Below are 22,818 nucleotides of genomic sequence, written 5' to 3'. Positions count from 1 at the left end.
GCGAGGGCGCTCCCGCTCTTAGTTCCCGTCGATCATCCGGCCCAGGCCGCCGAGGATCGAGCCCTCGCCCTGGTTGCCGCCCTGGTGCTGCGCGGCTTGCATCATGCGGCCGGCCAGGCGTGAGAACGGCAGGGACTGGATCCAGACCTTCCCCGGACCGCGCAGGCGGGCGAAGAACAGGCCCTCGCCGCCGAACAGCACGCTCTTGACGCCGCCGGCCATCACCAAGTCGAAGTCGACGCCCGGCGTGTAGGCCGCCAGACAGCCCGTATCGACGTGGAGCTCCTCGCCCGGCGCCAGCTCGCGCTCGACCAGCGTGCCGCCCATCTGGACGAACACCCAGCCGTCGCCTTCCAGGCGCTGCATGATGAAGCCTTCGCCGCCGAACAGGCCGGTCATCATCCGCTTCTGGAAGTGTATGCCGATCGACACGCCGCGCGCGGCGGCCAGGAAGCTGTCCTTCTGGCAGATCAGCGTCCCGCCTAGCTGACCCAGGTTCAGCGGCAGGATGGTGCCCGGCGTCGGCGAGGCGAAGGCCACGCGCGCCTTGCCCTGGCCCGTGTGGGTGAAGACGGTGGTGAACAGGCTTTCGCCGGTCACCAGGCGCTTGCCCGCGCCCAGCAGCTTGCCCATGAAGCCGCCGCCCTGGTCGGCCGAGCCGTCGCCGAACACGGTGGTCATCTGGACGCTGGCGTCCTTCCAGACGAAGGCGCCGGCCTCGGCCACGGCGCTCTCGCCGGGATCCAGCTCGATCTCGACGAACTGCAGGTCCTCGCCCTTGATCTCGAAGTCGATGTCGTCGGCGACGCTGGCGCTGCGGGTGTGGCTCCAGGGGCTGGGGGGCATGGAAAGGGACTCCTCATCTTGGGGAACACCGTTCTAGCCAGCCTCTCGCCGCCGCGCCAATGAAGCATCCTTCACATGGAAACCACAGGTGGCGCCCGTCGGCGGGAATTGGCCAGACGGTAGCGTTGCCTTTTAGCCGCACCTGCGCGCCTTCGTTGACGTTCGGTCAAGTCAGAGGTCGCCAGTTGGCCTTACCATCCATCTGATAATTGGCGACCAAATCGGCCGAAGTGATGCCCATATTGGGTTTATTCGACTGTTTTCCCTGACAATTCAAAGCACAGACCACCTCAACCCCTGATCGCAAGATCGGCGCAGACCGACCTATCCGCAGCCTCAGGTTTGGCCTGACCAAGTGGTCGCCACCTTTGCGTAAGTGGCATTACCAATTATTGACATCCCCCCGAACTGGTCGGATAAGTCGTCACAAGGGCGCCATATCAGTGCGCCGGGGGAGGCAATCTCATGAACCATGCTCGCAACACGTTCGTTTTCCGCGCCGCGCTGCTGGCGTCGTGCGCCGCTCTGGCCGTCGGCTCGGCCGCCCAGGCCCAGGACGCGGCCGGCGACAAGAAGGCCGATACGGACACCATTGAAGCCGTCGTTGTCACCGGTTTCCGTCAGGCCTACGCCAACGCCATCTCGACCAAGCGCGAGACCCTGGAAATCTCGGACGGTATCTCGTCGGACGGCCTGGGCCGCTTCCCGGACCTGAACGTCGGTGAAGCCATCCAGCGCATTCCGGGCGTCCAGATCAACCGCGAGGCCGACAGCCGCAACGCCACGATCAGCCTGCGCGGCCTGCCCGGCACCTTCGCCCGCACCACCCTGAACGGCGGCGCGTTCGCCGATCCGATCCTGAACGGCTCGACCCCGCTGGGCGCCTTCAACTCGGACATCTTCACCGCCATCAACGTCATCAAGTCGCCGTCGGCGTCCAACCTGGCCGGCGGCCTGTCGGGCAATGTCGACCTGCGCATCAACCCGGCCCTGTCGCGCAAGGACGGCGGCTTCGCCAAGGTCTCGTACGAGTACAACGACCTGGGCAACCTCGGCAGCCCGCTGGCCTCGCTGGGTTACAACAAGCACCTGAGCGACGACTTCGCCGTGTTCGGCGTGGTGGCCTGGAAGGCCGAGAAGTTCCGCCGCGACTCGATCACCGTGAACTCGTGGGGCAACAAGCTGGGCGCCATCCAGGTCGGCAACCAGGCCGCCGCCGGCGCCAACCCGGTCTATGACGCCCTGCTCGCGGCCAATCCGGGCGGCGTCTATTATCCCAGCCAGACCCGTCAGCTGGTGAAGTTCAACCGCGGCACGACCCTGTCGTCGGCCGGCGGCTTCGAATGGCGCATCAACGACCAGTGGAAGCTCGGCGCCAACGCCTTCATCACCCGCCGCAAGCTGGATGAGGCCACCAACAACCTGCTCTATATCGACGCGGGTCCGGGCAACGGCACCAACACTGGCCTGACCGCCACCTCGGCGGTCGCCAAGATCACCGACATCGGCACGCCCTACGTCGTGCAGACGCCGAACGGTCCGCGCGCCTACATCAACAAGTTCAAGGCCGAGAACATCAACACGTTCGACTCGGTCCGTTCCGAGCCGGCCACCAACCAGACCTGGGCCTTCAACCCGACCCTGGAATTCAAGAACGACCAGTGGAAGGCCACGGCCAACGTGACCGTGTCGAAGGCCAAGGCCCTGGCCAACCAGATCGAGTTCGACGTCGTCCAGAACCCCTATCGCAACCTCGGTTCGGCGGGCTTGAACGGCATCGTCACCACGGTGAACCTGGGCGGCACGGACCTGGCGAACTACGCCGCGACCCTGGTCACGCCGCACGCCACCCACCTGCCGACCAGCCCCTTCGTGATCCCGGCCACCCCGGCCGCGACGACCCAGGCCAGCGCCCAGATGCCCGGCCAAGCCGCGGGCACCGCCGGCGACAAGTTCGGCGTCACCGGCACCAATGGCGAAGCGGACAACGTCCTGAACGCGGCCCAGCTGGACTTCGACCGCTCGCTGGACAGCTCGTTCTTCACGAACCTGCAGTTCGGCGGTCGCGCCGAGCACAACAAGTTCACGTCCGTCGGTTCGCGCAACACCGCCCTGGGCGCCCAGACCCAGAACATCACGGCCGACATGGCCTCGCAGCTGTCCTACGCCAACGACTTCTTCGGCGGTAAGGCCGGCGGCCCGACGACCAACTGGATGAACGTCGACGTCAACCGCATCCTGAAGGCGATCACCCCGGTCAACACGGGCGTCCGCAACACGACGACCAACCCGAACGGCCTGCCCGACCAGTTCACCCTGGGCGCGCCGGGCGTGTTCCTGACGCCCTACGGCGTGGTCAACAACTACACCGACGGCAACTACTGGAATAACAACTTCAGCAACCAGAACGACGTCTTCTCGGCGTACGCGGCGGCCAAGTTCAAGACCGACCTGTTCAGCATCCCGGTGCGCGGCACGGTCGGCATGCGCTACGAATATACCGAGCAGGAAATCGTCGCCCTGAACTGCAAGAACTGCGCGGCCGGCCCCGCCGCCCTGCCGGGCGCGATCAACCACTCGCTGTCGACCCAGACGACCAAGAACAACTACGACTACTGGCTGCCCTCGGCCATCTTGGTCGCCGACCTGCGCGACGACCTGATCTTCCGCGCCGCCGCCTACCGCACCTATGTCCGTCCGCAACCGCGCGACAACGTGCCGACCACCTTCCTGCAGGCTCCGGTCGACCCGAACATCGACCCGGTGTTCACGGTCACGCTCGGCGCCACGGACATCAAGCCCTACACCTCCGACTCGTATGACATGTCGCTGGAGTGGTACAATCGTCCGGGCGGCCTGATCTCGATCGCGGCCTACCGCAAGGAGATCAAGGGCTATATCGGCCCGATCACCGACCAGTCGGTGCTCTGCCCGGCCAACGGCTTCCCTAACCTGGACGTCAACCTCGGCACGCTGACGGTCGACCGCAGCAGCGGCACGCCCAAGTGCATGAGCTCGCTGGCGTTCAACATCAACGGCGCGACCAAGTTCGCCCAGGTCAATGTCAGCGGCAAGACCAACCAGTCGCCGATGACGGTCACGGGCTTCGAGTTCAACATCCAGCAGAACCTCGACTTCCTGCCGGGCTTCTGGAAGAACTTCGGTGGCGCGTTCAACTACTCGTACACCAAGATCGACGGCACCGACACGGCGGGCAACAAGATCACCCTGCCCAGCGTGTCGAAGAACAACCTGAACCTGATCGGCTACTACGAGTCGACCAAGTTCGGCGTCCGCCTGGTCTACAACTGGCGCGACAAGTACGACCTGGCCGCCGGCAACTCGTTCGTCGGCGACGCCCGCACCGTCAAGGCGCGCAGCCAGCTGGACGCCTCGGCCTCGTACAACCTGACTGAATCCCTGACGGTCTCGGTCGATGCGTTCAACCTGACCGACGCGACCCGTTCGGAATACGAGAACGACCCGATGCTGCCCCGCCGCATCGACTACGACGGCCGCACCTACCAGGTGACCATGCGCGCCAAGTTCTAAGCGCTACGAACGACCCTCTCTCCTGCGTGGGGCCGAAGCACTGCTTCGGCCCCTTTTTCTTTGTCAGCCCTTCAGCGACCGCAGGGCCTGTTCGTGGGCGTAGGCGGCGATGTCCATCAGGGCGACGTCCAGGGCCGTCCTGACGGCTTCCAGGCTGTCCTGGCCCGCCTCGCAGCGTTCGCAGACCTCGCCCAGCTGGAAGGCCCCTACACCGCGGGCCGCGCCCTTGACGGTGTGGACGGCGTCCTGCCAGCCGGGATGGGTCGGATCCAGCATCGGAGTCCACAGCGCGGCCTGCTCGCGGAACAGCGCCAGCACCTCGTCGACGACCCCGGAATCCCCGGCCGCGAACCCTTCCAGGTAAGCGAAATCAACGGCTCCGCTAATATCTCGTCTGGCCATGAAAAAAGCGCTTGCGCTCCCAAAATCATTGCGTATGTTCCGCGCCTCGCCGCCAGGGCTCGCAAGTGCTTCGGACCGTCGAATGGGTGTATAGCTCAGTTGGTAGAGCAGCTGACTCTTAATCAGCGGGTCGTAGGTTCGAATCCTACTACACCCACCATTCTCCTAAAATTTGAACGGCTTAGAAGCTTCCCCTCCGGGGACCCACGGCTTCGCGCGCGCTGAAAACAGCACAGCGGCGACCGATGGCCGCCGCTGTAAAAAGCATCTGAATTGTCCGGGTCGCTCCGATTTGGAAGCGCCCCGGGAGGCCGGCCTCAGCGACGGGTTCCGAGGATTTCCATGCGGGTCACCTGCACGCCGCCATCAGCCAGCTCCGGCAGTTTGGCGAACCAGGCCTGGACGTGGGGCGTGGCGTTGTGGGCCTCGAAATCGGCCTGGGTGGCGAAGATCTCGTAGAAGATGAAGTGACCCGGCTTCTCGCGGTCTTCCTGCAGGAAGTAGACGAGGTTGTGGGGCTCGGCGCGGACCTTGGCGATCAGGGGCAAGGTGGCTTCGCGCAGCGCCTGCTCCTTGCCGGGCTTGGCCTGGACGCGGGCGACCACCGCATAGGCCTCGGCGGGGATCTGGGCGTAGTGGACGCCGGTGGAGTCCGACGCGGCGGCCGGAACGGCGGTGGCGGAAAGCAGCATGGCGAACATCAACCCCGTGGCTGAAAGCAGGCGCATCACAAATCTCCCTGAGATTGGCGGTTACTTCGTGGCGGCGCGGCGGGCGGCCAAGGCGTCGTCGAAGGTCTTCTTGACCGGTCCCAGGGCCTGGACGAACTCCAGCTGCTCGCCCTCCGGACCCCGGCAGTAGATCAGCCGCCAGCCGTTGGACTTGCCCTCGGTGATCGGGTTGGAGTTGGCGTCCAGCGGGGCGGCCTTGCGGTCGGCTTCCGACGACACGGTGACCACGCGGTTGGCGCGGACCTGGGTCATGCCCCGACGCGCGGCCTCGGCCTCCAGGTCGCGGATGAAGATGTTGAAGTCGGCGTCGTCGCGGATGTGGAAGCAGATGTGCATCATCCGCGGGAAGGCCGGGCTCATATGGTCCAGCGGCTCGGCGAAGGCGTTGGGCCCGCCCATCGGCTGGTCGGCGTCGCGATATTGCAGCAGCTCGATCACGACGTTGTCGAACTGGACGAAGCGCACGTCCAGGCGCTGAGCCCCGCCGCGCAGGTCGGGCACGCCCCGGGCGCGCGGGTTCACGTGCCGGTCGCGGGCGTCGATCTCCTCGGCGGTCAACAGCGTGTTGTGGATCCGCTCGCCCTGGAAGTCGCCGTCGCGCAGCACCTCCGTGCCGCCCAGCACCTCGGTGTAGAAGGCGAAGGCGCGCTCCATGTTCTGGACCGTCAGCCCGAAGTGCTGGACGCCCTGCAGACGCGCGCCCAGGGCGCCGTCGACGATCCGCTTGGCGTGGACGCGGGTCCCGTCCTGGGCCGCGGCCGGCGTGGCGGCGGCGCCAAGGGCTACGGCGCCCGCGACGCGAAGGACGTCCCGGCGCTCCAGGCCGGCAGGGTCTTGTTGATCGCTCATCCTCGGCTCCTCTGTCCCGGTCGCTGGAGGGGCCAGCGCCATGTGATGAGCCTGCGTCCGGCGCGGGAAGCTGACGAGTTAAGCGAGGTAAAGACCGGTCCTTACCGCGCTTTACCGGGACGCTGCCGGCGCCTCGCCGGCCTGGCGCAGGCGTTTGGAGGCGTAGTGCCGTTCGGCGTTCAGCATGACGTAGGCCAGCCGGCCCGCCACGAAGCGCGGCTGGAGCAACGACTTGCTGGCCAGGTTGCCGACGCAGCGGGCGACGTCTTCCGGAGCCAAGCCCGCGCCACCCGCCGCCGCGATCGCCTCCTCGCAGGTGAAGGCGCGGGTGAACACCGAGGCCAGCCGGAACACGGCCGCCTCGGAGTCCGAAAGCAGGCGATAGCTCCATTCGATGGCGGTCATCAGCCCCTGCTGCCGCAGCGGCGCGGCGCGCGGGCCATAGGCCAGGATGTCGAAGTCCTGCGCCAGGCGGGCCAGGATGACGGCCGGCGAATGCTGGGCCACGTGCAGCGCCGCCAGCTCGATGGCCAAGGCGACGCCGTCCAGGCGCCGGCAGATGCCCGCGATGAACGGGATGTCGGCCTCCTCCAGGTCGTAGCCCGAGGCGGTCCGCGCCCGGTCGACGAACAGCGCGATCGACGGATTGGCCATGGCCGCGTCCAGGTCGATCAGGTTGTCCTCGGGATAGGCCAAGGTCGCCAGACGGCGAAGATTTTCCGAGCGGTAGCCCAGGGGCTCGCGCGCCGTGCACAGGACCGCGACGTCCGGCAGGCGCGTCCGGATCTGGTCGACGACAAGACCGATCGCGCTGGAGAGATGCTCGCAGTTATCGAGGACCAGTAGCCGGCTGCCCCGGCTCAGGCCGTCCAGGATCGCCGACAGCGGATCGGATGCGCTTGCGCCCAAGCCCAGGGCGGCGGCGATCAGGGGCGCGACCAGGCGCGGGTCCGCCGTCGCGGTGAAGTCGATGAAGGCCGCGCCGTGCTCGTAGCGCCAAGCCAAGGTCCGCGCGACCTCGACGGCCACGGCGGTCTTGCCCACGCCTGCGGGCCCAGTGAGGGTCATGGAACCCGTCGTGACGAGATCCTGGGTCAGCCCGGCGACCTCCGTGGCCCGGCCGAACAATCGCTTGGGCGGCGGCAGACCTTGCGTCTTGCGCGCCGGGGCCGTCTCGCCGCTCAGCGCATCGATGTCCGTCTCGCCACGGACCTTGGCGACGAAGCGATAGCCGCGCCCCGGGATGGTGGCGATGTAGGCGGTCGCGGCCTGGTCGCAGCCCAGGGCGCTGCGCAGCGCGCTGATATTGACCTTCAGATTGCTCTCGTCGACGAAGGTGTTGGGCCAGGCGAAGCGGATCATCTCTTCCTTGCTGACCACCTCGCCGGCGTGCTCGACCAGGATCAGCAGCAGGTCCAGCGCCCGCGATCCAAGACGAACCGGCTCGGAGCCCCGCAGCAGCAGCTGACGGCCTGGCGCCAGCCGGAAGTCGCCAAAGCGATAGGCCTTCTCGGGCCGGCTCGCGGGCGTCGCCTCCAGGTTCCGACGCGCGCTGGACGGCGCGCTGAGGGCCGAGACGCCGGTCATGACTTCACGCGGTTCATCGCACCCCTCCTTGTCGTCGCACCATGATGTCGCCCCGCGCCACAGTGGAAAGTTCGGATGGGGCGCCCCGCCATCCCTCGATCGAGCGCCGCCCCTCGGTCATCGCGAGGATCGCGAGCGGACCCGGACCCGCCCCCACACGCGCGCATCGATGGAGAAGGCCCCCGGTCCCGTCAGGATCAGGGCGGCCAGGCCGCCGATGATCGCGATCGTCTGCGGTCCGAGCACGACCAGCGCCAAGGCGCCGGCCAGCGCGCTCCATCGCATCCCGACGCCCAGGACCAGCGATACGCAGAGCGCCGCCAGCAGCCACTGAGCGTGACCGCCGAGGTCCGGAAGGCGACAGAGCGCCAGGGTCGCTCCAGCCATGGAAAGGCGCAGCACCGCCAGCCCCGCGCCGAGCAGTCCGTCAGGGTAAGCCGGAGCCGTCATTTTCATCGGACGGTCTTGGACCCTGGCTTCTCCCTAGGGAACGCCCGATCGAGGTAGTCTAAGCTCCCCCAATCTGGGGATGCCTTTCGCCCCCTCGCAGAACAGTGTTTCATGAGCGGAACGACCACGGGGGTGGGTATGGCGTCAGGACTTATTCGATTGTGGCGAGGCCTGCTGGCGGCGCTGCTGTGCCTGGCCGGCGCCTGCGAGGTCGCCGCCCAGCCCTATCCGCTGTCCATGGGCCAACTGAAGCACGAGAGCTGGACGCGCGACGACGGCGCCCCCTCGGTGCCGCACGCCATGGCGGAAACCGCCAACGGCATGCTGTGGATCGCCAGCCGCGAAGGACTGTTCCGCTTCGATGGCCTGTCGTTCGAGGCCATGGACGCGGATGTCGATCGCGAGAAGTACGGCCAACCCCGCAAGCTCCAGGTCGGACGCGATGGCGCGGTCTGGGTCTGGTACTCGAAGGGCTGGGTCGGCCAGTTCCGCCAGGGCCGCCTCACCTTCATCGAGGCGCCGGACTATTCGGGCGAGGTCATCACCTTCACCCTGACCCGCGACGGCGCGCTGTGGGTCGGCATCGCCCAGATCGGCCAGCCGTTCATGCGGTACCAGAACGGGCGCTGGGACAAGGTCTCGCCGAACCCCGAACGGCAGATGCTGTTCTACACCCTGGAGTCCGCCGACGGGGCCTTCTGGATCGCCTACAACAAGTCGGTGCTGCGCCGGGCGCCGAACAGCGCGAAGTTCGAGCGCGTCGATACGCCCACGGGCGTCGGCGGGGCGCTGGCCATCGATCCGGCCGGCAGCGTCTGGGTCGTGCGCCCGGACAGCGGGGCCCGGCTCAGCGGCCCGGGCGGACGCTGGCCCGCGCAGCCCTCCAGGGCGTTCCACTGGAAGAGCGACGACCCGGCCTGGATCGGCGTTGCGTTCGACAGGAACGGCAACCTCTGGACCAAGGGCCGGGATTTCGGGCGGGTCCCGGGCCTCGTCCAGGCCGAACAAGCCGGCAAGGCTGACCCCGTCTATGAACGGGGCGAGCGATCGCTGATGTCCTCGCCGCGACCGTCGCTGATCTATGTCGATCGCCGCGGGACCCTGTGGTACGGCGGCCCCCGCAGCATCGACCACTTCAGCACGCCCAGCATCGTCGTCGAGCCGGAGATGACCGCGACCGCGCGGTACGGCGACCAGTTGCTCACCGCCTCCTCCGGGGCCGTCTACATCGCCCAGAGCGACGCCCTCTACCGGGTCGATCCGGGCAAGCCCCCGGTGCGCCTCTTCGACATCACCGACCCGAAGGCGATCTGCGAGGATCGTGACCAGTCGATCTGGGTCGCCTCCCTGGACAAGATCATCCGGGTCCAAGGCGACAAGCGGACCGAGTTCCCGGCCCCGCCCAGCGAGACCAGCTTCTACGATTGCGGCCCCGACTCCACGGGACGGTTCTGGCTGCCCGCCTCCACCAACGGCCTGTATTGGCGCGAGGGCGCGAGCTGGCGCTCGATCCCGGCCAAGGATCTTTCAGCGGACGCCGATCCGGCCCTGCTGGTGAGGGATCCCCGGGGTCAGCTGTGGACGATGACCGATCCCTCGACCCTGACCCGGCTTGAAGGCCGGCTGGCCGAGACGCGGTCGCTGGACCCGATCCTGAAGACGACTGACGGGATAACCGCGATGCTCGCCACCGCCCGGGGCATCTTCCTCTCGGGTCGGGACGGCGCGGCGCTGGTCTCCACGAGCGGCATGGCCAAGACCCAGGCCAAGGTGCTGCGCTATGTAAGCGGGCTGGCCCAGACGCCCGAGGGCGACACCTGGCTGTTCGGCTCGGGCGGCCTTTCGCGGGTCAGGACCACCGATCTGGACAAGGCCTTCGCCGACCCCGCCTTCGGGCTCAAGGGGCGGGCCTTCAGCTATGAGGATGGGCTGCCGAACGGTCCCAACGCCCAGAACTACCGGACCATGACCCGGGGCGGCGACGGTCGCCTGTGGTTGGCCACGATCGACGCGATCGCCTGGCTCGATCCCGCCCACCTGCCGACCAATCGCGACCCGCCTGGCGTGGCGATCACCTCGCTGACCAGCGGCGAGACCACGATCAAGGACCCCACGAAGATCAGGCTGAAGGCCGGGTCCTCGGACATCACCATCGGCTTCTCGGCGATCAACCTGACCATGCCCCGGCGGGTCAAGGTGCAGTACCGGCTGGAGGGCCACGATGCGCAGTGGGTCGATCCCGGGGCGCGCCGGCAGGCGTTCTACACGAACCTAGCGCCGGGAACGTATCGCTTCCACGTCATCGCGGCCAATGAGGACGGGGTCTGGAACAAGACGGGCGCCGACCTCGAGGTGACGATCCCGCCGACCTTCCTGCAATCGCTGTGGTTCAAGCTGCTGATCGTGGTGGCCTTGGCCCTGCTGGCCTGGGCGCTCTACAGCCTGCGCCTGCGCCAGGTCGCGGCCGCGCTGGAGACCCGCTTCCAGGTTCGCACCGCCGAACGCGAGCGTATCGCGCGGGAACTGCACGACACCCTGCTGCAGGGCTTCCAGGGCCTGATGCTGCGGTTCCAGGCCGTATCGAACCGGCTGGCCGGCGACGACCCGCTGCGCCAGGACATCGACCAGGCCCTCGATCGCGCGGACGGCGTCCTGGCCGAAGGGCGCTCCCGCGTCCGCGACCTGCGCAGCGAGGCGGCGCGCGCCGACCTCGCCGAAGCGCTGGTCGATCTCGTCGGCGACTTCGGCGACGGGCCGCCCATCGAGCTGGTTATCGAAGGCGCCGCGCGGGCCACCGTGCCGCTGGTCAGCGAGGAGATGCTGCGGATCGCCGAGGAGGCGCTCCGCAACGCCGTCGCCCATGCCGAGGCCTCGCGGATCTCCGTCCGGCTGACCTTCGGTCGCGGACGCCTGGCGCTGTCCATCGCCGACGACGGCGTCGGCCTGCCGGCGAGCGTGCGGGAGGCGGGCGAACGCGAGGGCCATTTCGGCCTCAAGGGCATGCGCGAACGGGCCGAGCGCGCGGGCGGGCGACTGACCATCGCGACTCGCCCTAAGGGCGGCACCGAGATCGAGGTCCAGACACCGGCCAGCGCCGCCTATGTCGACGGCGCGCGGGCGTGGGGCTGGCTGCGCGATCTCGGCGTCTGGAGTTCGAGGCCACGATGAGCGACCGCCCTATCCGCGTGCTGTCCGTGGACGACCACGCCGTCCTGCGCGAGGGGATCGCGGCCCTGGTCGGACCGCGGGACGACATGGTCATCGTCGGCGAATGCGAGGACGGCCAGCAGGCCGTCGAGGCCTTCCAGCGGCTGCGGCCGGACGTGACCCTGATGGACCTGCAGATGCCGGTGATGAGCGGGCTGGACGCCATCGTCGCCATCCGCGAGATCGCCCCCGAGGCCCGCATCGTCGTCCTGACCACCTACCAGGGCGACGTCCAGGCCGTGCGCGCCCTCAAGGCCGGGGCCAGCGGCTACCTACTGAAGTCGTCCCTGCGTCACGAGCTGCTCGAGACCATCCGCCTGGTCCACGCCGGCCGTCGCTTCGTCCTGCCCGAGGTGGCGCAGGAGATCGCGGTGCACGCCGCCGAGGAGCCGCTCAGCGCCCGCGAGATCGCCGTGCTGGAATGCATCGCCGCCGGCGGCGCCAACAAGATCATAGCCCACCGGCTGTCCCTCTCCGAGGAAACGGTGAAGGCGCATATCCGCAGCATCTTCTCCAAGCTGGACGTCAACGACCGGACCCAGGCCGTGACCACCGCGCTGCGCCGGGGCATCATCGCGCTCTGATCCAGACCTTGCCAGGTCAAGCTTGGCTGGCCCAAGTAGGGGCTTTCCAGCTTACAGGGCTTCGAGGAACGACATGACCGCATTTCAGAACCTCGGCCGACGCGGCTTCCTGGCCGGCGCTGCTGCCGGCGCGGCCGCCCTGGGTGCTCCGGCCTGGGCGCAGCCGGCCAAGAAGATGACCGACGGCGTCGCCTTGATCGGTCCGGCCGAGCGCCAGTCGCGGCTGGAGCGGGCTCAAGCCCTGATGGTGAAGCTCGGCCTGTCGGCGATCGTCACCGAGCCGGGCTCGTCGCTGGACTACTTCACCGGCGTGCAGTGGAGCCGCAGCGAGCGGCCGTGCCTGGCGATCATCCCGCGCGAGGGCCAGATCGGCATGGTCGTGCCGAAGTTCGAGGAGCCCTCGATCCGCCAGAGCCTGGGCGTCCCGGCCGAGGTCCGCCCGTGGGAAGAGGACGAGAGCCCCTACGCCATCGCCGCCGGCCTGCTGGCCGACCGCAAGCTGGCCTCGGGCAAGATCGGCACCGAAGAGACGATCCGCACCTTCATCGTCGAGGGCCTGAGCGCCGCCCTGCCCTCGGCCCAGGTCGTGTCGGGCGCGGCAGTGTTCCGCGGTTGCCGGATGATCAAGACGCCGGCCGAGCTCGCTTTGATGCAGGTCGCCGCCGACATCACGGTGGCGGCCCTGCGCCACACCCACGCCAACGTCAAAGCCGGCATGGGGCCCAAGGACATCGGCGCCCTGATGGCCGAATTCACGGGCAAGCAAGGCGCGCGCGTCAGCTTCAACCTGATCCTGATCGGCGAGGCCTCGGCCTATCCGCACGGCTCGCGCCAGCCCCAGGTGCTGGGCGAAGGCCAGGTCGTGCTGATGGACTGCGGCTGCAATGTCGGCGGCTACGAGTCGGACATCTCGCGCACCTTCGTGTTCGGCGAGCCCACCGCCCGCCAGCGCAAGGTCTGGAACGACGTCGCCAAGGGCCAGCAGGTGGCGTTCGAGGCCGCCCAGATCGGCGTCGAGGCCGGCTCGGTCGACCGCGCCGTCCGCGCCTACTACGAGACCCTGGGCTGGGGCCCGCGCTACAAGCTGCCCGGCCTGTCGCACCGCACCGGCCACGGCATCGGCATGGACGGCCACGAGCCCGTGAACTTCGTGATGTCGGAGACCACCAAGCTGGCGGCCGGCATGTGCTTCTCGGACGAGCCGGGCATCTACATCCCCGGCGAGTTCGGCGTGCGGCTGGAGGACTGCATCCACATGACGCCGCAAGGGCCGCAGTGGTTCAGCAAGCCCCCGACCTCGCTCGACAAGCCGATAGGCTGATCTGAGCGCTCGACCTCGAAAATTATGGCGACTTTCCGACATCCAAAGCGGAGCCATATCGAGGCTCGATCATTTCAGACCTGCAAACCGGCGCACATGTTCGGCCTCTAGGGGACTCCAGGTCCGTCTGCTCATGACGGCGCGTTCCCTATGGGCGGCCAGTCGCGCCGCCCGCTCACGCCGCGCCGCGCGCGGCCGTTCGAAGGCTGACGATGACTGACTTTCACGCCCCGCGTACGCCCCCGCGCCGCCGGACGCTGATCCTTGGCGGACTGATCGCGATCCTGGCCCTGGCCGGCGTGGTCTGGCTGGCCTGGACCCTGCTGCACGGCGACAAGGGTGAAGGCGGCGCGGGCGGCGGTCCCGGCGGCGGCTTCGGCGGTGGCGGCGGTCGGCGTGGTCCGGCCAGCACGGTGGCGGTGGCCACGGCCAGCGCCACGGACCTGCCGATCGTCATCGAGGCCCTGGGCACGGTGAAGCCCGCCGCGACCGTCACGGTGCGCCCGCAGGTCGGCGGCACGATCACCCAGGTGATGTTCCGCGAAGGCCAGAACGTCCAGCGCGGACAGGCCCTCGTCCAGATCGATCCCCGCCCCTACCAGATGTCGCTGCTGCAGGCGCAGGGCAACCTGACCCGCGACCAGGCCCAGCTGACCACCGCCAAGCTGACCCTGACCCGCTACCAGACCCTGCTGGCCCAGGACTCGATCGCCCGCCAGGAGGTCGACAACCAGGCCGCCACGGTCAAGCAGCTGGAAGGCACCGTCATGTCCGACCAGGCCGCCGTCGGCACCGCCCGCCTGAACCTCGGCTTCGCCCGCATCGTCGCGCCCGTCTCGGGTCGTGTGGGCCTGCGCGTCACCGACGTCGGCAACTATATCGGCGCGGGAGACGCCAACGGCGTGGCCGTGATCACCACCGTCTCGCCGATCGACGTCGAGTTCACCGTCCCGCAAGACGACGTGCCGCGCATCGCCGCCCGCCAGGGCCGCGCCAACGTCCCCGTCACCGCCTTGGACCGCACCCGTAGCCAGACCCTGGATCGCGGCAGCTTCTCGACCCTGGACAACCTGGTCGACACCGGCACCGGCACGGTGAAGGCCAAGGCCCGCTTCCCGAACAGCGGCAACACCCTGTTCCCCAGCCAGTTCGTCAATGTCCGCATGGAGCTGGACACCATCAAGGGCGCGATCGTCGTCCCCGCCACGGCCGTGCGCCAGGGCAGCGACGGCTCGTTCGTCTGGCTGCTGAACGACGACCACACCGTCACCAAGACCGCCGTGAAGACCGGCCAGGCGACCGGCGTCCAGGTGCAGATCACCGAGGGCCTGAAGGCCGGCGACAAGGTCATCACCGAAGGCGGCGACCGCCTGCGCGACGGCGGCAAGGTCCAGCTGCCGGGCGCCCGTCCGCAAGGCCAGGGCAAGGGTGAAGGCAAGGGCAAGGGCCAGCGCCACAAGCGTGACGGCGCCCAAGCTGGCGCCCAGGGTCAAGGCGGTGGCGAAGGCCGTCGTCAGCGTCCGGAATAGCCCGGAAAGCTGGCGATGAACCCCTCGCGTCCCTTCATCCAGCGGCCGGTCGCCACGGCCCTGTTCATGGCGGCCATCGTCCTGGCCGGCCTGGTCGGCTTCCGGCTGCTGCCGCTGTCGGCCCTGCCCCAGGTCGACTACCCCACCATCCAAGTCCAGACCCTGTACCCCGGAGCCAGCCCCGAGGTGATGAGCCAGACGGTCACCGCCCCGCTCGAACGGCAATTGGGCGAGATGTCGGGCCTGGCCCGGATGAGCTCGGTCAGCACGGCCGGCGCGTCGGTCATCACCCTGCAGTTCAATCTCGGCGAGACGCTGGACGTCGCCGAGCAGGAGGTGCAGGCCGCCATCAACGCCAGCGGCTCGCTGCTGCCGGCCGACCTGCCCGCCCCGCCGGTGTACGCCAAGGTCAATCCGGCCGACGCGCCGGTCCTGACCCTGGCCATCACGTCGGACACCCTGCCGCTGACCGAGGTGCAGAACCTCGTGAATACCCGCCTGGCCCAGAAGATCAGCCAGGTCTCGGGCGTGGGTCTCGTGTCGCTGTCGGGCGGCCAGCGCCCCGCCATGCGCATCCAGGCCGACACGCAAGCCATGGCCAGCTATGGCCTGACCCTGTCGGACGTGCAGACCGCGATCAGCGCCAGCAACGCCAACAGCGCCAAGGGCAGCTTCGACGGCCCCACGCGTAGCTACACGATCAACGCCAACGACCAGTTGCTCAGCGTCGAGGACTACCGCTCGCTGATCGTCAGCTACAAGGATGGCGCGCCGATCCGCCTGAGCGACATCGCGCAAGTCGTCGAGAGCGCCGAGAACACCCGCCTGGGCGCCTGGGCCGACAAGACCCCGGCCATCATCGTCAACGTCCAGCGCCAGCCCGGCGCCAACGTCATCAAGACGGTCGACGCCATCAAGGCCAAGCTGCCCGAGCTGCAAGCCGGCCTGCCCGCCACCCTGGACGTCCAGGTGCTGGCCGACCGCACCACCGGCATCCGCGCCTCGGTGCACCACGTCGAGATGGAGCTGCTGCTGGCCGTGGCGCTGGTGGTGCTGGTGATCTTCTTCTTCCTGCACAGCCTGCGCGCGACGGTGATCGCCAGCCTGGCCGTGCCGATCTCGCTGATCGGCTCGTGCGGGGTGATGTACCTGATGGGCTTCTCGCTCAACAACCTCAGCCTGATGGCCCTGACCATCGCGACCGGCTTCGTCGTCGACGACGCCATCGTCATGATCGAGAACATCACCCGCCACCTCGAGAAGGGCGAAAAGCCCATGGCGGCGGCGCTGAAGGGCGCGCGCGAGATCGGCTTCACGATCATCTCGCTGACCATCTCGCTGATCGCGGTGCTGATCCCGCTGCTGTTCATGGGCGACGTCGTGGGCCGCCTGTTCCGCGAGTTCGCCATCAGCCTGGCCATCACCATCCTGATCTCGGCCGTGGTCTCGCTTACCCTGACGCCCATGCTCTCGGCCCGCTGGCTGAAGCCGCACGAAGGCCAGGACGCCAAGGGCATCAGCAAGAAGACCCAGGAGCTCTTCGAGAAGGTCGAGGCGCGCTACGAGAAGGCCCTGGAGTGGGTGCTGCGCCACCAGCCCCTGACCCTGTTCGTGGCGGTCGGCACGCTGGTGCTGACCGGCCTGCTCTACATGGTCATCCCCAAGGGCCTGTTCCCGACCCAGGACACCGGCCAGCTGCAAGCCCGCACCGAGATGGCCCAGTCGGTCAGCTACGACCGCATGGCGGCCCTGCAGCAGCAGGCGGCCGAGGCGATCCTGGACGACCCGGCGGTCGAGAACGTCGCCTCGTTCATCGGCGTCGACGGCGCCAACAACGCCATGCTCCACACCGGCCAGATGCAGATCAACCTCAAGCCCGACCGCTCGGGCTCGCAGGAGAAGATCATGCAGCGGCTGCGCGAACGCGTGGCCAATGTCGCCGGCGTGACGCTTTACCTGCAGCCCACCCAGGACCTGACTATCGACGCCGAGACGGGGCCCACCCAGTACCGCCTGTCACTGGAAGGCGCCGACACCGCCACCATCAAGGAATGGGCCGGCAAGCTGACCGCCGAACTGGCGAAGGTGAAGGCCGTCCGCAACGTCTACAGCGACGCCTCGGCGACCGGCCAGGCCGCCTATGTCGACATCGACCGCGACACCGCTGCGCGTCTGTCGATCACCGCCTCGGACGTCGACGACGCCCTCTACAGCGCTTTCGGCCAGCGGATCGTCTCGACCATCTTCACCGAGACCAACCAGTACCGGGTGATCCTGGAAGCCAAGCCCGGCGTCCTGACCGACCCGACCACGCTCGGAAACCTGAACCTCAAGACCGGCGGCGGGTCCCCTGCCCCGCTGGCGGCCTTCTCGACGATCAAGACCCAGCAGTCGCCTCTGCAGGTCACCCACGTCGCCCAATTCCCGGCCACCACCATCGGCTTCGACACCGCCCCCGGCGTCTCGCTGGGCCACGCGGTCGACGAGATCCGCAAGGCCATGAAGCGGATCGACATGCCGGTCGCCGTCACCCACACCTTCCTGGGCGCGGCGGGGGCCTATCAGAACTCGCTGTCCAACCAGTTGTGGCTGATCCTGGCGGCCGTGGTCTGCGTCTACATCGTGCTGGGCGTGCTCTATGAGAGCTACATCCACCCGCTGACCATCCTGTCGACCCTGCCCTCGGCGGGCGTCGGCGCGCTGCTGGCCCTGTGGATCACCGGCAACGACCTGGGCGTCATCGGGATCATCGGCATCATCCTGCTGATCGGCATCGTCAAGAAGAACGCGATCATGATGATCGACTTCGCCATCGACGCCGAGCGCGAGGAGGGCAAGAGCCCGCACGACGCCATCTTCCAGGCCGCCGTGCTGCGCTTCCGTCCCATCCTGATGACCACCCTGGCGGCCCTGTTCGCGGCCATCCCGCTGATGCTGGGCTTTGGCGAAGGCGCCGAGCTGCGCCGTCCGCTGGGCATCGCCATCTTCGGCGGCCTGTTGCTCTCACAGCTCCTGACCATCTTCACGACCCCGGTCGTCTATCTGGCCTTCGACCGCCTGGCCCCCACGGCCAAGCGCGAGCGTCGCGATGACGGCCCGCACCCCGACCGCATCGATCCCGAACCGATCCCGGGGGCGCCCTCGTGAACCTGTCCGGGCCCTTCATCCGGCGGCCGGTCGCCACCATCCTGCTGACCATCGGCCTGGCCATGGCCGGGATCGCGGCCTTCTTCGTGCTGCCGGTCTCGCCCCTGCCGCAGGTGGATTTCCCGACCGTCTCGGTGTCGGCCAACCTGTCGGGGGCCAGCCCCCAGACCATGGCCTCCAGCGTCGCCACGCCGCTGGAGCGCCGGCTGGGCACGATCTCCGGCGTCAACGAGATGACCTCGCAGAGCTCGACGGGCTCGACGCGGATCACCCTGCAGTTCGACCTCAACCGCCAGATCGACGGCGCCGCGCGCGAGGTCCAGGCCGCCATCAACGCCGCCCGCGCCGACCTGCCCGCGACGCTGCGCAGCAATCCGACCTATCGCAAGGCCAACCCGTCCGACGCGCCGGTGATCATCCTGGCCCTGACCTCGGACTCCAAGACCCCTGGCCAGATCTATGACGCGGTCTCCAACGTCGTCGCCCAGCGCCTGGCCCAGGTGACCGGCGTCGGCGACGTCGAGATCGGCGGCGGCTCGCTGCCGGCCGTGCGCATCTCGGCCAATCCGTTCCTGCTCAACCAGTACGGCGTGGCCATGGAGGACGTCCGCGCGGCGATCCAGTCGGCCAACGCCAACCGTCCCAAGGGCGCGCTGGAGGGCAACGGCCAGCGCTATCAGATCTACACCACCGGCGCGGGCCGCAAGGCCGCCGACTATGCCGGCCTCGTGGTCGCCTGGCGCAACGGCGCGCCGATCCGGCTGTCCGACGTGGCCGAGGTCACCGACAGCGTCGCCGACACCCGCACCCTGGGCCTCTTCAACGGCAAGCCGTCGATCATCGTCCTGATCACCGCCCAGCCCGGCGCCAACATCATCCAGACGGTCGACAGCGTCCGCGCCACCCTGCCCGAGCTGCGCGCCCAGCTGCCCAGCGACATCACCGTCGACGTGGCCAGCGACCGCACCAACTCGATCCGCGCCTCGCTGCACGAGATCGAGGTCACCCTGCTGATCTCGATCCTTTTGGTGGTTGCGGTGGTCAGCGTCTTCCTGCGCAGCGCCCGCGCCACCTTCATCCCGGCAGCGGCGACCATCGTCTCTCTGCTGGGCACGTTCGGCGTGATGTACCTGCTGGGCTTCAGCCTCAACAACCTCAGCCTGATGGCCATCACGGTGGCGACCGGCTTCGTGGTCGACGACGCCATCGTCGTGCTGGAGAACACCGCCCGCCATATCGAGAAGGGCATGGACCGCTTCGAGGCCGCTCTGCTGGGCGCGCGCGAGGTCGGCTTCACGGTGCTGTCGATCAGCATCTCGCTGGTCGCCGTGTTCATTCCCCTGCTGTTCATGGGCGGCCAGGTCGGGCGGCTGTTCCGCGAGTTCGCCGTCACCCTGTCGGCGGCGGTGCTGATCTCGCTGGTCATCAGCCTGACGACCACGCCGATGATGTGCGCCTATCTGCTGCGCCCCGAGAAGAAAGAGAAGGAAGGCCGCCTGGCCCGCTTCTTCGAGGCGGCCTTCAACCGCGTGCACAAGACCTACGAGCACAGCCTCGACTGGGCGCTGGCCGCCAAGCCGCTGGTCATCCTGATCCTGGTCTCGGTCATCGCCATGACCGCCTGGCTCTATATCGCCGTGCCCAAGGGCTTCTTCCCGCAGCAGGACAGCGGCCAGCTGAACGCCGGCATCCGCGCCGATCAGTCGGTCTCGTCCCAAGCGATGCAGAAGAAGCTGCGCCAGGTGGTCGGCATCATCCACAAGGACCCCGCCGTCGACACCGTGGTCGGCTTCACCGGCGGCGGGCGGGCCGGCGGCGGCTTCCTGTTCGTCAACCTCAAGCCCGTCGGCGAGCGCAAGGAGAAGGGTTCGGAGGTCATCGCCCGCCTGCGTCCGAAGCTGCAGCGCGTGACCGGCCTCAGCGTGTTCCTGAACCCCGTGCAGGATCTGCGGATGGGTGGCCGGCAGAGCAATTCGACCTATCAATACACCCTGACCAGCGACAACAGCGCCGCCCTCAAGGAATGGGCCGGCAAACTGGCCGAGGCGATGAAGGGCCACGACGACGTGCTGACCGACGTCGATTCCGACCAGCAGGAGAACGGCGTCGAGACCCTGGTGACCATCGACCGCGACAGCGCCTCGCGCATGGGGATCACGCCCCGCGCCGTCGACAACGCGCTCTACAACGCCTTCGGCCAGCGCCAGGTCGCGACCATCTACGAGGACGTCAACCAGTACGCCGTGATCCTGGAGTGGCAGCAGAAGTTCGCCCAAGGCCCCGAGGCGCTGAACGACGTCCACGTGCCGACCCGGCCCTCGGGCACGGCCGCGAAGACCGGTCCCAGCGTCAATCCGGCCCTGCGCGACCAGTCGACCGGCTCGGCCCTGAACACCTCGGCCACGGCCATGACGCCGCTGTCGGCTATCGCCAGCGTCGCCCAGAACGCCACCCCGACCTCGGTCAACCACCAGAACGGCGAGCTGGCCACCACCGTCTCGTTCAACCTGGCGGACGGCAAGTCACTGAGCGACGCCCAGATCGCCGTGGCCCAGGCCGAGGCGGAGATCGGCATGCCGACCACCGTGCGCGGCAGCTTCCAGGGCCAGGCCCGCCAAGCCAACGACCAGATGAAGCAGCAGCCGCTGCTGATCCTGGCCGCCATCGTGGCGATCTACATCGTGCTGGGCATCCTCTATGAGAGCTACGTCCACCCGATCACGGTGCTCAGCACCCTGCCCGCCGCCGGCGTCGGGGCGGTCATCGCCCTGCTGATCTTCAAGATGGAGTTCTCGATCATCGCCCTGATCGGGGTCTTCCTGCTGCTGGGCATCGTCAAGAAGAACGCCATCCTGATCATCGACTTCGCCCTCGACGCCCAGCGCAGCCGGGGCCTGACAGCGCAAGAAGCCGTGCGCGAGGCCAGCCTGCTGCGCTTCCGGCCAATCCTGATGACCACTCTTGCGGCTGCGTTGGGCGCCCTGCCCCTGGCCATCGGCTTCGGCGAAGGCGCCGAGCTGCGCCGGCCGCTGGGCGTGGCCATCATCGGCGGCCTGATCGCCAGCCAGCTGCTGACCCTGATCACCACCCCCGTGGTCTATGTCTATCTCGACCGTCTGCGCGGGAAGACGCGCAAGGACGAGCGGCATCTGACCCACCACGCGCCGGAACCCGCATGATGACCCCTCTCCGCCTCGCCGGCTCCGCCTCGCTGCTCGTCCTGCTGGCCGCCTGCTCGATGACGCCGGCCTACGAGACGCCCGCGCTCAAGACCCCCGCTCCGGCCGCCTACAAGGCCCTGGACGGCTGGAAGACCGCGACGCCCTCCGACCACCTCGACCGTGGCGACTGGTGGACCCTGCTGGGCGACGCTCAGCTGAACGCCCTGGCCGAGCGGGTGAAGGTGGACAACCAGACCATCGCCCGCGCCGAGGCCGCCTATCGCCAAGCAAGAGCGCTTGTCCGCGAGCAGCGCGCCAGCCTGTTCCCGTCCGTCGACCTCAGTGGCTCGGCCACCAAGTCGGGCGGCGGCGGCACCAAGACCACGACCTCCGTCGGCGGGGCCACCCGCGCCGGCGACACCCAACGCTACCAGGTCGGCATCGGCGCCAGCTGGGAGCCGGACGTCTGGGGCCGCATCCGCGCCGGGATCAGTGGGGCCAAGTTCAGCGCCGAGGCCAGCGCCGCCGACCTCGCCGCCGCCCAGCTCTCGGCGCAAGGCGAGCTGGCCACCAGCTACCTCGGCCTGCGCCGCGCCGACGTCGAGATCGCCATGGTCCAGGCCACGGTCGAGGGCTACCAACGGTCCCTGCAGATCACCACCAACCGCTACAACGCCGCCATCGCGCCGAAGTCCGACGTGCTGCAGGCCCAGGCCCAACTGGCCAACGCCCAGTCGACGCTGGAAGGCCTGGTCCAGGATCGCGCGACCTTCGAGAACGCCATCGCCGTGCTGGTCGGCGAGCCAGCCAGCGGCTTCCGTATCGCGCCCGTCAGCGACTGGAAGCCGGTGGTGCCGGAAATCCCGATCGGCGTGCCCTCGACCCTACTCGAGCGCCGCCCCGACGTCGCCGCCGCCGAGCGCCGCGTGGCCGCAGCCAATACCGACATCGGCGTGGCTCGCGCCGCCTTCTTCCCGACCTTCAACCTGTCAGCCAACGGCAACTCGACGTCCAGCGTGCTGGGCGACCTGTTCACGACCACGGCCAACACCTGGTCGCTGGGCCTGACCGCCGCCCAGACCCTGTTCGACGCCGGGGCCCGCAAGGCCCGCGTCGAGCAGTCGCGCGCCGCCTATGACGCCACCGCCGCCGACTACCGCCAGACGGCGCTGACGGCCTTCGAGGACGTCGAGAACCAGCTGGCCGCCGCCCGCACCCTGGAGCGGCAGTACGCCCTGCAACTGACCGCCTCGCAGGCCGCCGACCAGACCGAGCAGATGCTGCTGAACCAGTACAAGGCCGGCCAGGTCGCCTATACCGACGTGGTCACGGCCCAGGCCTCGGCCCTGTCGGCGCGGCGCACTCTGGTGACCACGGCAGTGTCGCGCCAGACCACCGCGGTAGCGCTGGTCCAGGCCCTGGGCGGCGGCTGGCGCTGAAAACTTGTTGAGG

Annotated in this window: 14 protein-coding genes and 1 tRNA gene; 9 read left to right on the top strand and 6 right to left on the bottom strand. The window is 68.4% G+C overall.

Annotated elements, in window-relative coordinates; translation table 11 throughout:
- Window positions 1–18: 18 nt before the first annotated feature.
- On the bottom strand, window positions 19–846 hold the full coding sequence (locus tag AC07NI_RS18255; RefSeq protein ID WP_494621665.1) for a TIGR00266 family protein: 828 nt from the start codon (window positions 844–846) through the stop codon (window positions 19–21).
- 465 nt (window positions 847–1,311) lie between these two features.
- Here AC07NI_RS18255 and AC07NI_RS18250 point away from each other — a divergent pair, with 465 nt between their 5' ends.
- The gene (locus tag AC07NI_RS18250; RefSeq protein WP_494621663.1) at window positions 1,312–4,398 is read left to right on the top strand and encodes a TonB-dependent receptor; all 3,087 of its coding nucleotides are present in this window, start codon (window positions 1,312–1,314) and stop codon (window positions 4,396–4,398) included.
- Between the two features lie 63 nt (window positions 4,399–4,461).
- On the opposite strand, the gene AC07NI_RS18245 is transcribed toward AC07NI_RS18250, so the two are convergent.
- Window positions 4,462–4,800 (bottom strand): Hpt domain-containing protein, encoded by a 339-nt coding sequence (locus AC07NI_RS18245; RefSeq protein WP_494621661.1) that lies wholly within the window; start codon window positions 4,798–4,800, stop codon window positions 4,462–4,464.
- Window positions 4,801–4,884: 84 nt separating this feature from the next.
- Between AC07NI_RS18245 and AC07NI_RS18240 the strand changes: the two genes are divergently transcribed.
- Window positions 4,885–4,960 (top strand) — tRNA-Lys (locus AC07NI_RS18240).
- Between the two features lie 157 nt (window positions 4,961–5,117).
- Here the strand turns inward: AC07NI_RS18240 and AC07NI_RS18235 are convergent.
- The 4 genes from AC07NI_RS18235 to AC07NI_RS18220 all read right to left on the bottom strand — a co-directional run bounded on the left by AC07NI_RS18235 (window position 5,118) and on the right by AC07NI_RS18220 (window position 8,423).
- On the bottom strand, window positions 5,118–5,528 hold the full coding sequence (locus AC07NI_RS18235) for a putative quinol monooxygenase (protein WP_494621659.1): 411 nt from the start codon (window positions 5,526–5,528) through the stop codon (window positions 5,118–5,120).
- A 24-nt stretch (window positions 5,529–5,552) separates the two neighbouring features.
- Window positions 5,553–6,380, bottom strand: coding sequence for a VOC family protein (locus AC07NI_RS18230; RefSeq protein WP_494621657.1), 828 nt, complete (start codon window positions 6,378–6,380; stop codon window positions 5,553–5,555).
- Between the two features lie 111 nt (window positions 6,381–6,491).
- A complete protein-coding gene (locus AC07NI_RS18225; protein WP_494621655.1) occupies window positions 6,492–7,967 on the bottom strand; it encodes an ATP-binding protein in 1,476 nt (491 codons plus the stop codon).
- 117 nt (window positions 7,968–8,084) lie between these two features.
- The gene (locus tag AC07NI_RS18220) at window positions 8,085–8,423 is read right to left on the bottom strand and encodes a hypothetical protein (protein WP_494621653.1); all 339 of its coding nucleotides are present in this window, start codon (window positions 8,421–8,423) and stop codon (window positions 8,085–8,087) included.
- A gap of 132 nt (window positions 8,424–8,555) precedes the next feature.
- On the opposite strand from AC07NI_RS18220, the gene AC07NI_RS18215 reads away from it, so the two are divergent.
- From AC07NI_RS18215 to AC07NI_RS18185, 7 genes are all read left to right on the top strand, one after another.
- Entirely contained in the window at window positions 8,556–11,585 is a 3,030-nt protein-coding gene (locus tag AC07NI_RS18215) for a sensor histidine kinase (protein ID WP_494621651.1), read from the top strand.
- Entirely contained in the window at window positions 11,582–12,208 is a 627-nt protein-coding gene (locus tag AC07NI_RS18210; RefSeq protein WP_494621649.1) for a response regulator, read from the top strand. The genes AC07NI_RS18215 and AC07NI_RS18210 overlap by 4 nt, the downstream gene beginning before the upstream one ends.
- Window positions 12,209–12,281: 73 nt before the next feature.
- Window positions 12,282–13,529, top strand: a complete 1,248-nt coding sequence (locus AC07NI_RS18205; protein WP_494621647.1) for a M24 family metallopeptidase — start codon at window positions 12,282–12,284, stop codon at window positions 13,527–13,529.
- A gap of 212 nt (window positions 13,530–13,741) precedes the next feature.
- On the top strand, window positions 13,742–15,058 hold the full coding sequence (locus tag AC07NI_RS18200; RefSeq protein WP_494621645.1) for an MdtA/MuxA family multidrug efflux RND transporter periplasmic adaptor subunit: 1,317 nt from the start codon (window positions 13,742–13,744) through the stop codon (window positions 15,056–15,058).
- Window positions 15,059–15,073: 15 nt separating this feature from the next.
- Window positions 15,074–18,205: a multidrug efflux RND transporter permease subunit gene (locus AC07NI_RS18195; protein ID WP_494621643.1), complete on the top strand. Its 3,132-nt coding sequence runs from the start codon at window positions 15,074–15,076 to the stop codon at window positions 18,203–18,205.
- On the top strand, window positions 18,202–21,384 hold the full coding sequence (locus AC07NI_RS18190) for an efflux RND transporter permease subunit (RefSeq protein ID WP_494621641.1): 3,183 nt from the start codon (window positions 18,202–18,204) through the stop codon (window positions 21,382–21,384). Before AC07NI_RS18195 ends, AC07NI_RS18190 begins: the two co-directional genes overlap by 4 nt.
- Window positions 21,381–22,805: an efflux transporter outer membrane subunit gene (locus tag AC07NI_RS18185; protein WP_494621639.1), complete on the top strand. Its 1,425-nt coding sequence runs from the start codon at window positions 21,381–21,383 to the stop codon at window positions 22,803–22,805. The genes AC07NI_RS18190 and AC07NI_RS18185 overlap by 4 nt, the downstream gene beginning before the upstream one ends.
- The last annotated feature ends 13 nt before the right edge of the window (window positions 22,806–22,818 follow it).

It is taken from the genome of Caulobacter sp. GW821-FHT10E02 (genome assembly GCF_059415225.1).
The sequence above is the reverse complement of the archived record's forward strand: the minus strand, read 5'-3'. Positions and strand labels throughout refer to the sequence as shown.

Bases quoted from the DNA above. Each gene is read 5' to 3' on its own strand.
- AC07NI_RS18255 (WP_494621665.1), bottom strand. From the start codon at position 846: ATGCCCCCCAGCCCCTGGAGCCACACCCGCAGCGCCAGCGTCGCCGAC.
- AC07NI_RS18250 (WP_494621663.1), top strand. From the start codon at position 1,312: ATGAACCATGCTCGCAACACGTTCGTTTTCCGCGCCGCGCTGCTGGCG.
- AC07NI_RS18245 (WP_494621661.1), bottom strand. From the start codon at position 4,800: ATGGCCAGACGAGATATTAGCGGAGCCGTTGATTTCGCTTACCTGGAA.
- AC07NI_RS18235 (WP_494621659.1), bottom strand. From the start codon at position 5,528: ATGCGCCTGCTTTCAGCCACGGGGTTGATGTTCGCCATGCTGCTTTCC.
- AC07NI_RS18230 (WP_494621657.1), bottom strand. From the start codon at position 6,380: ATGAGCGATCAACAAGACCCTGCCGGCCTGGAGCGCCGGGACGTCCTT.
- AC07NI_RS18225 (WP_494621655.1), bottom strand. From the start codon at position 7,967: ATGACCGGCGTCTCGGCCCTCAGCGCGCCGTCCAGCGCGCGTCGGAAC.
- AC07NI_RS18220 (WP_494621653.1), bottom strand. From the start codon at position 8,423: ATGAAAATGACGGCTCCGGCTTACCCTGACGGACTGCTCGGCGCGGGG.
- AC07NI_RS18215 (WP_494621651.1), top strand. From the start codon at position 8,556: ATGGCGTCAGGACTTATTCGATTGTGGCGAGGCCTGCTGGCGGCGCTG.
- AC07NI_RS18210 (WP_494621649.1), top strand. From the start codon at position 11,582: ATGAGCGACCGCCCTATCCGCGTGCTGTCCGTGGACGACCACGCCGTC.
- AC07NI_RS18205 (WP_494621647.1), top strand. From the start codon at position 12,282: ATGACCGCATTTCAGAACCTCGGCCGACGCGGCTTCCTGGCCGGCGCT.
- AC07NI_RS18200 (WP_494621645.1), top strand. From the start codon at position 13,742: ATGACTGACTTTCACGCCCCGCGTACGCCCCCGCGCCGCCGGACGCTG.
- AC07NI_RS18195 (WP_494621643.1), top strand. From the start codon at position 15,074: ATGAACCCCTCGCGTCCCTTCATCCAGCGGCCGGTCGCCACGGCCCTG.
- AC07NI_RS18185 (WP_494621639.1), top strand. From the start codon at position 21,381: ATGATGACCCCTCTCCGCCTCGCCGGCTCCGCCTCGCTGCTCGTCCTG.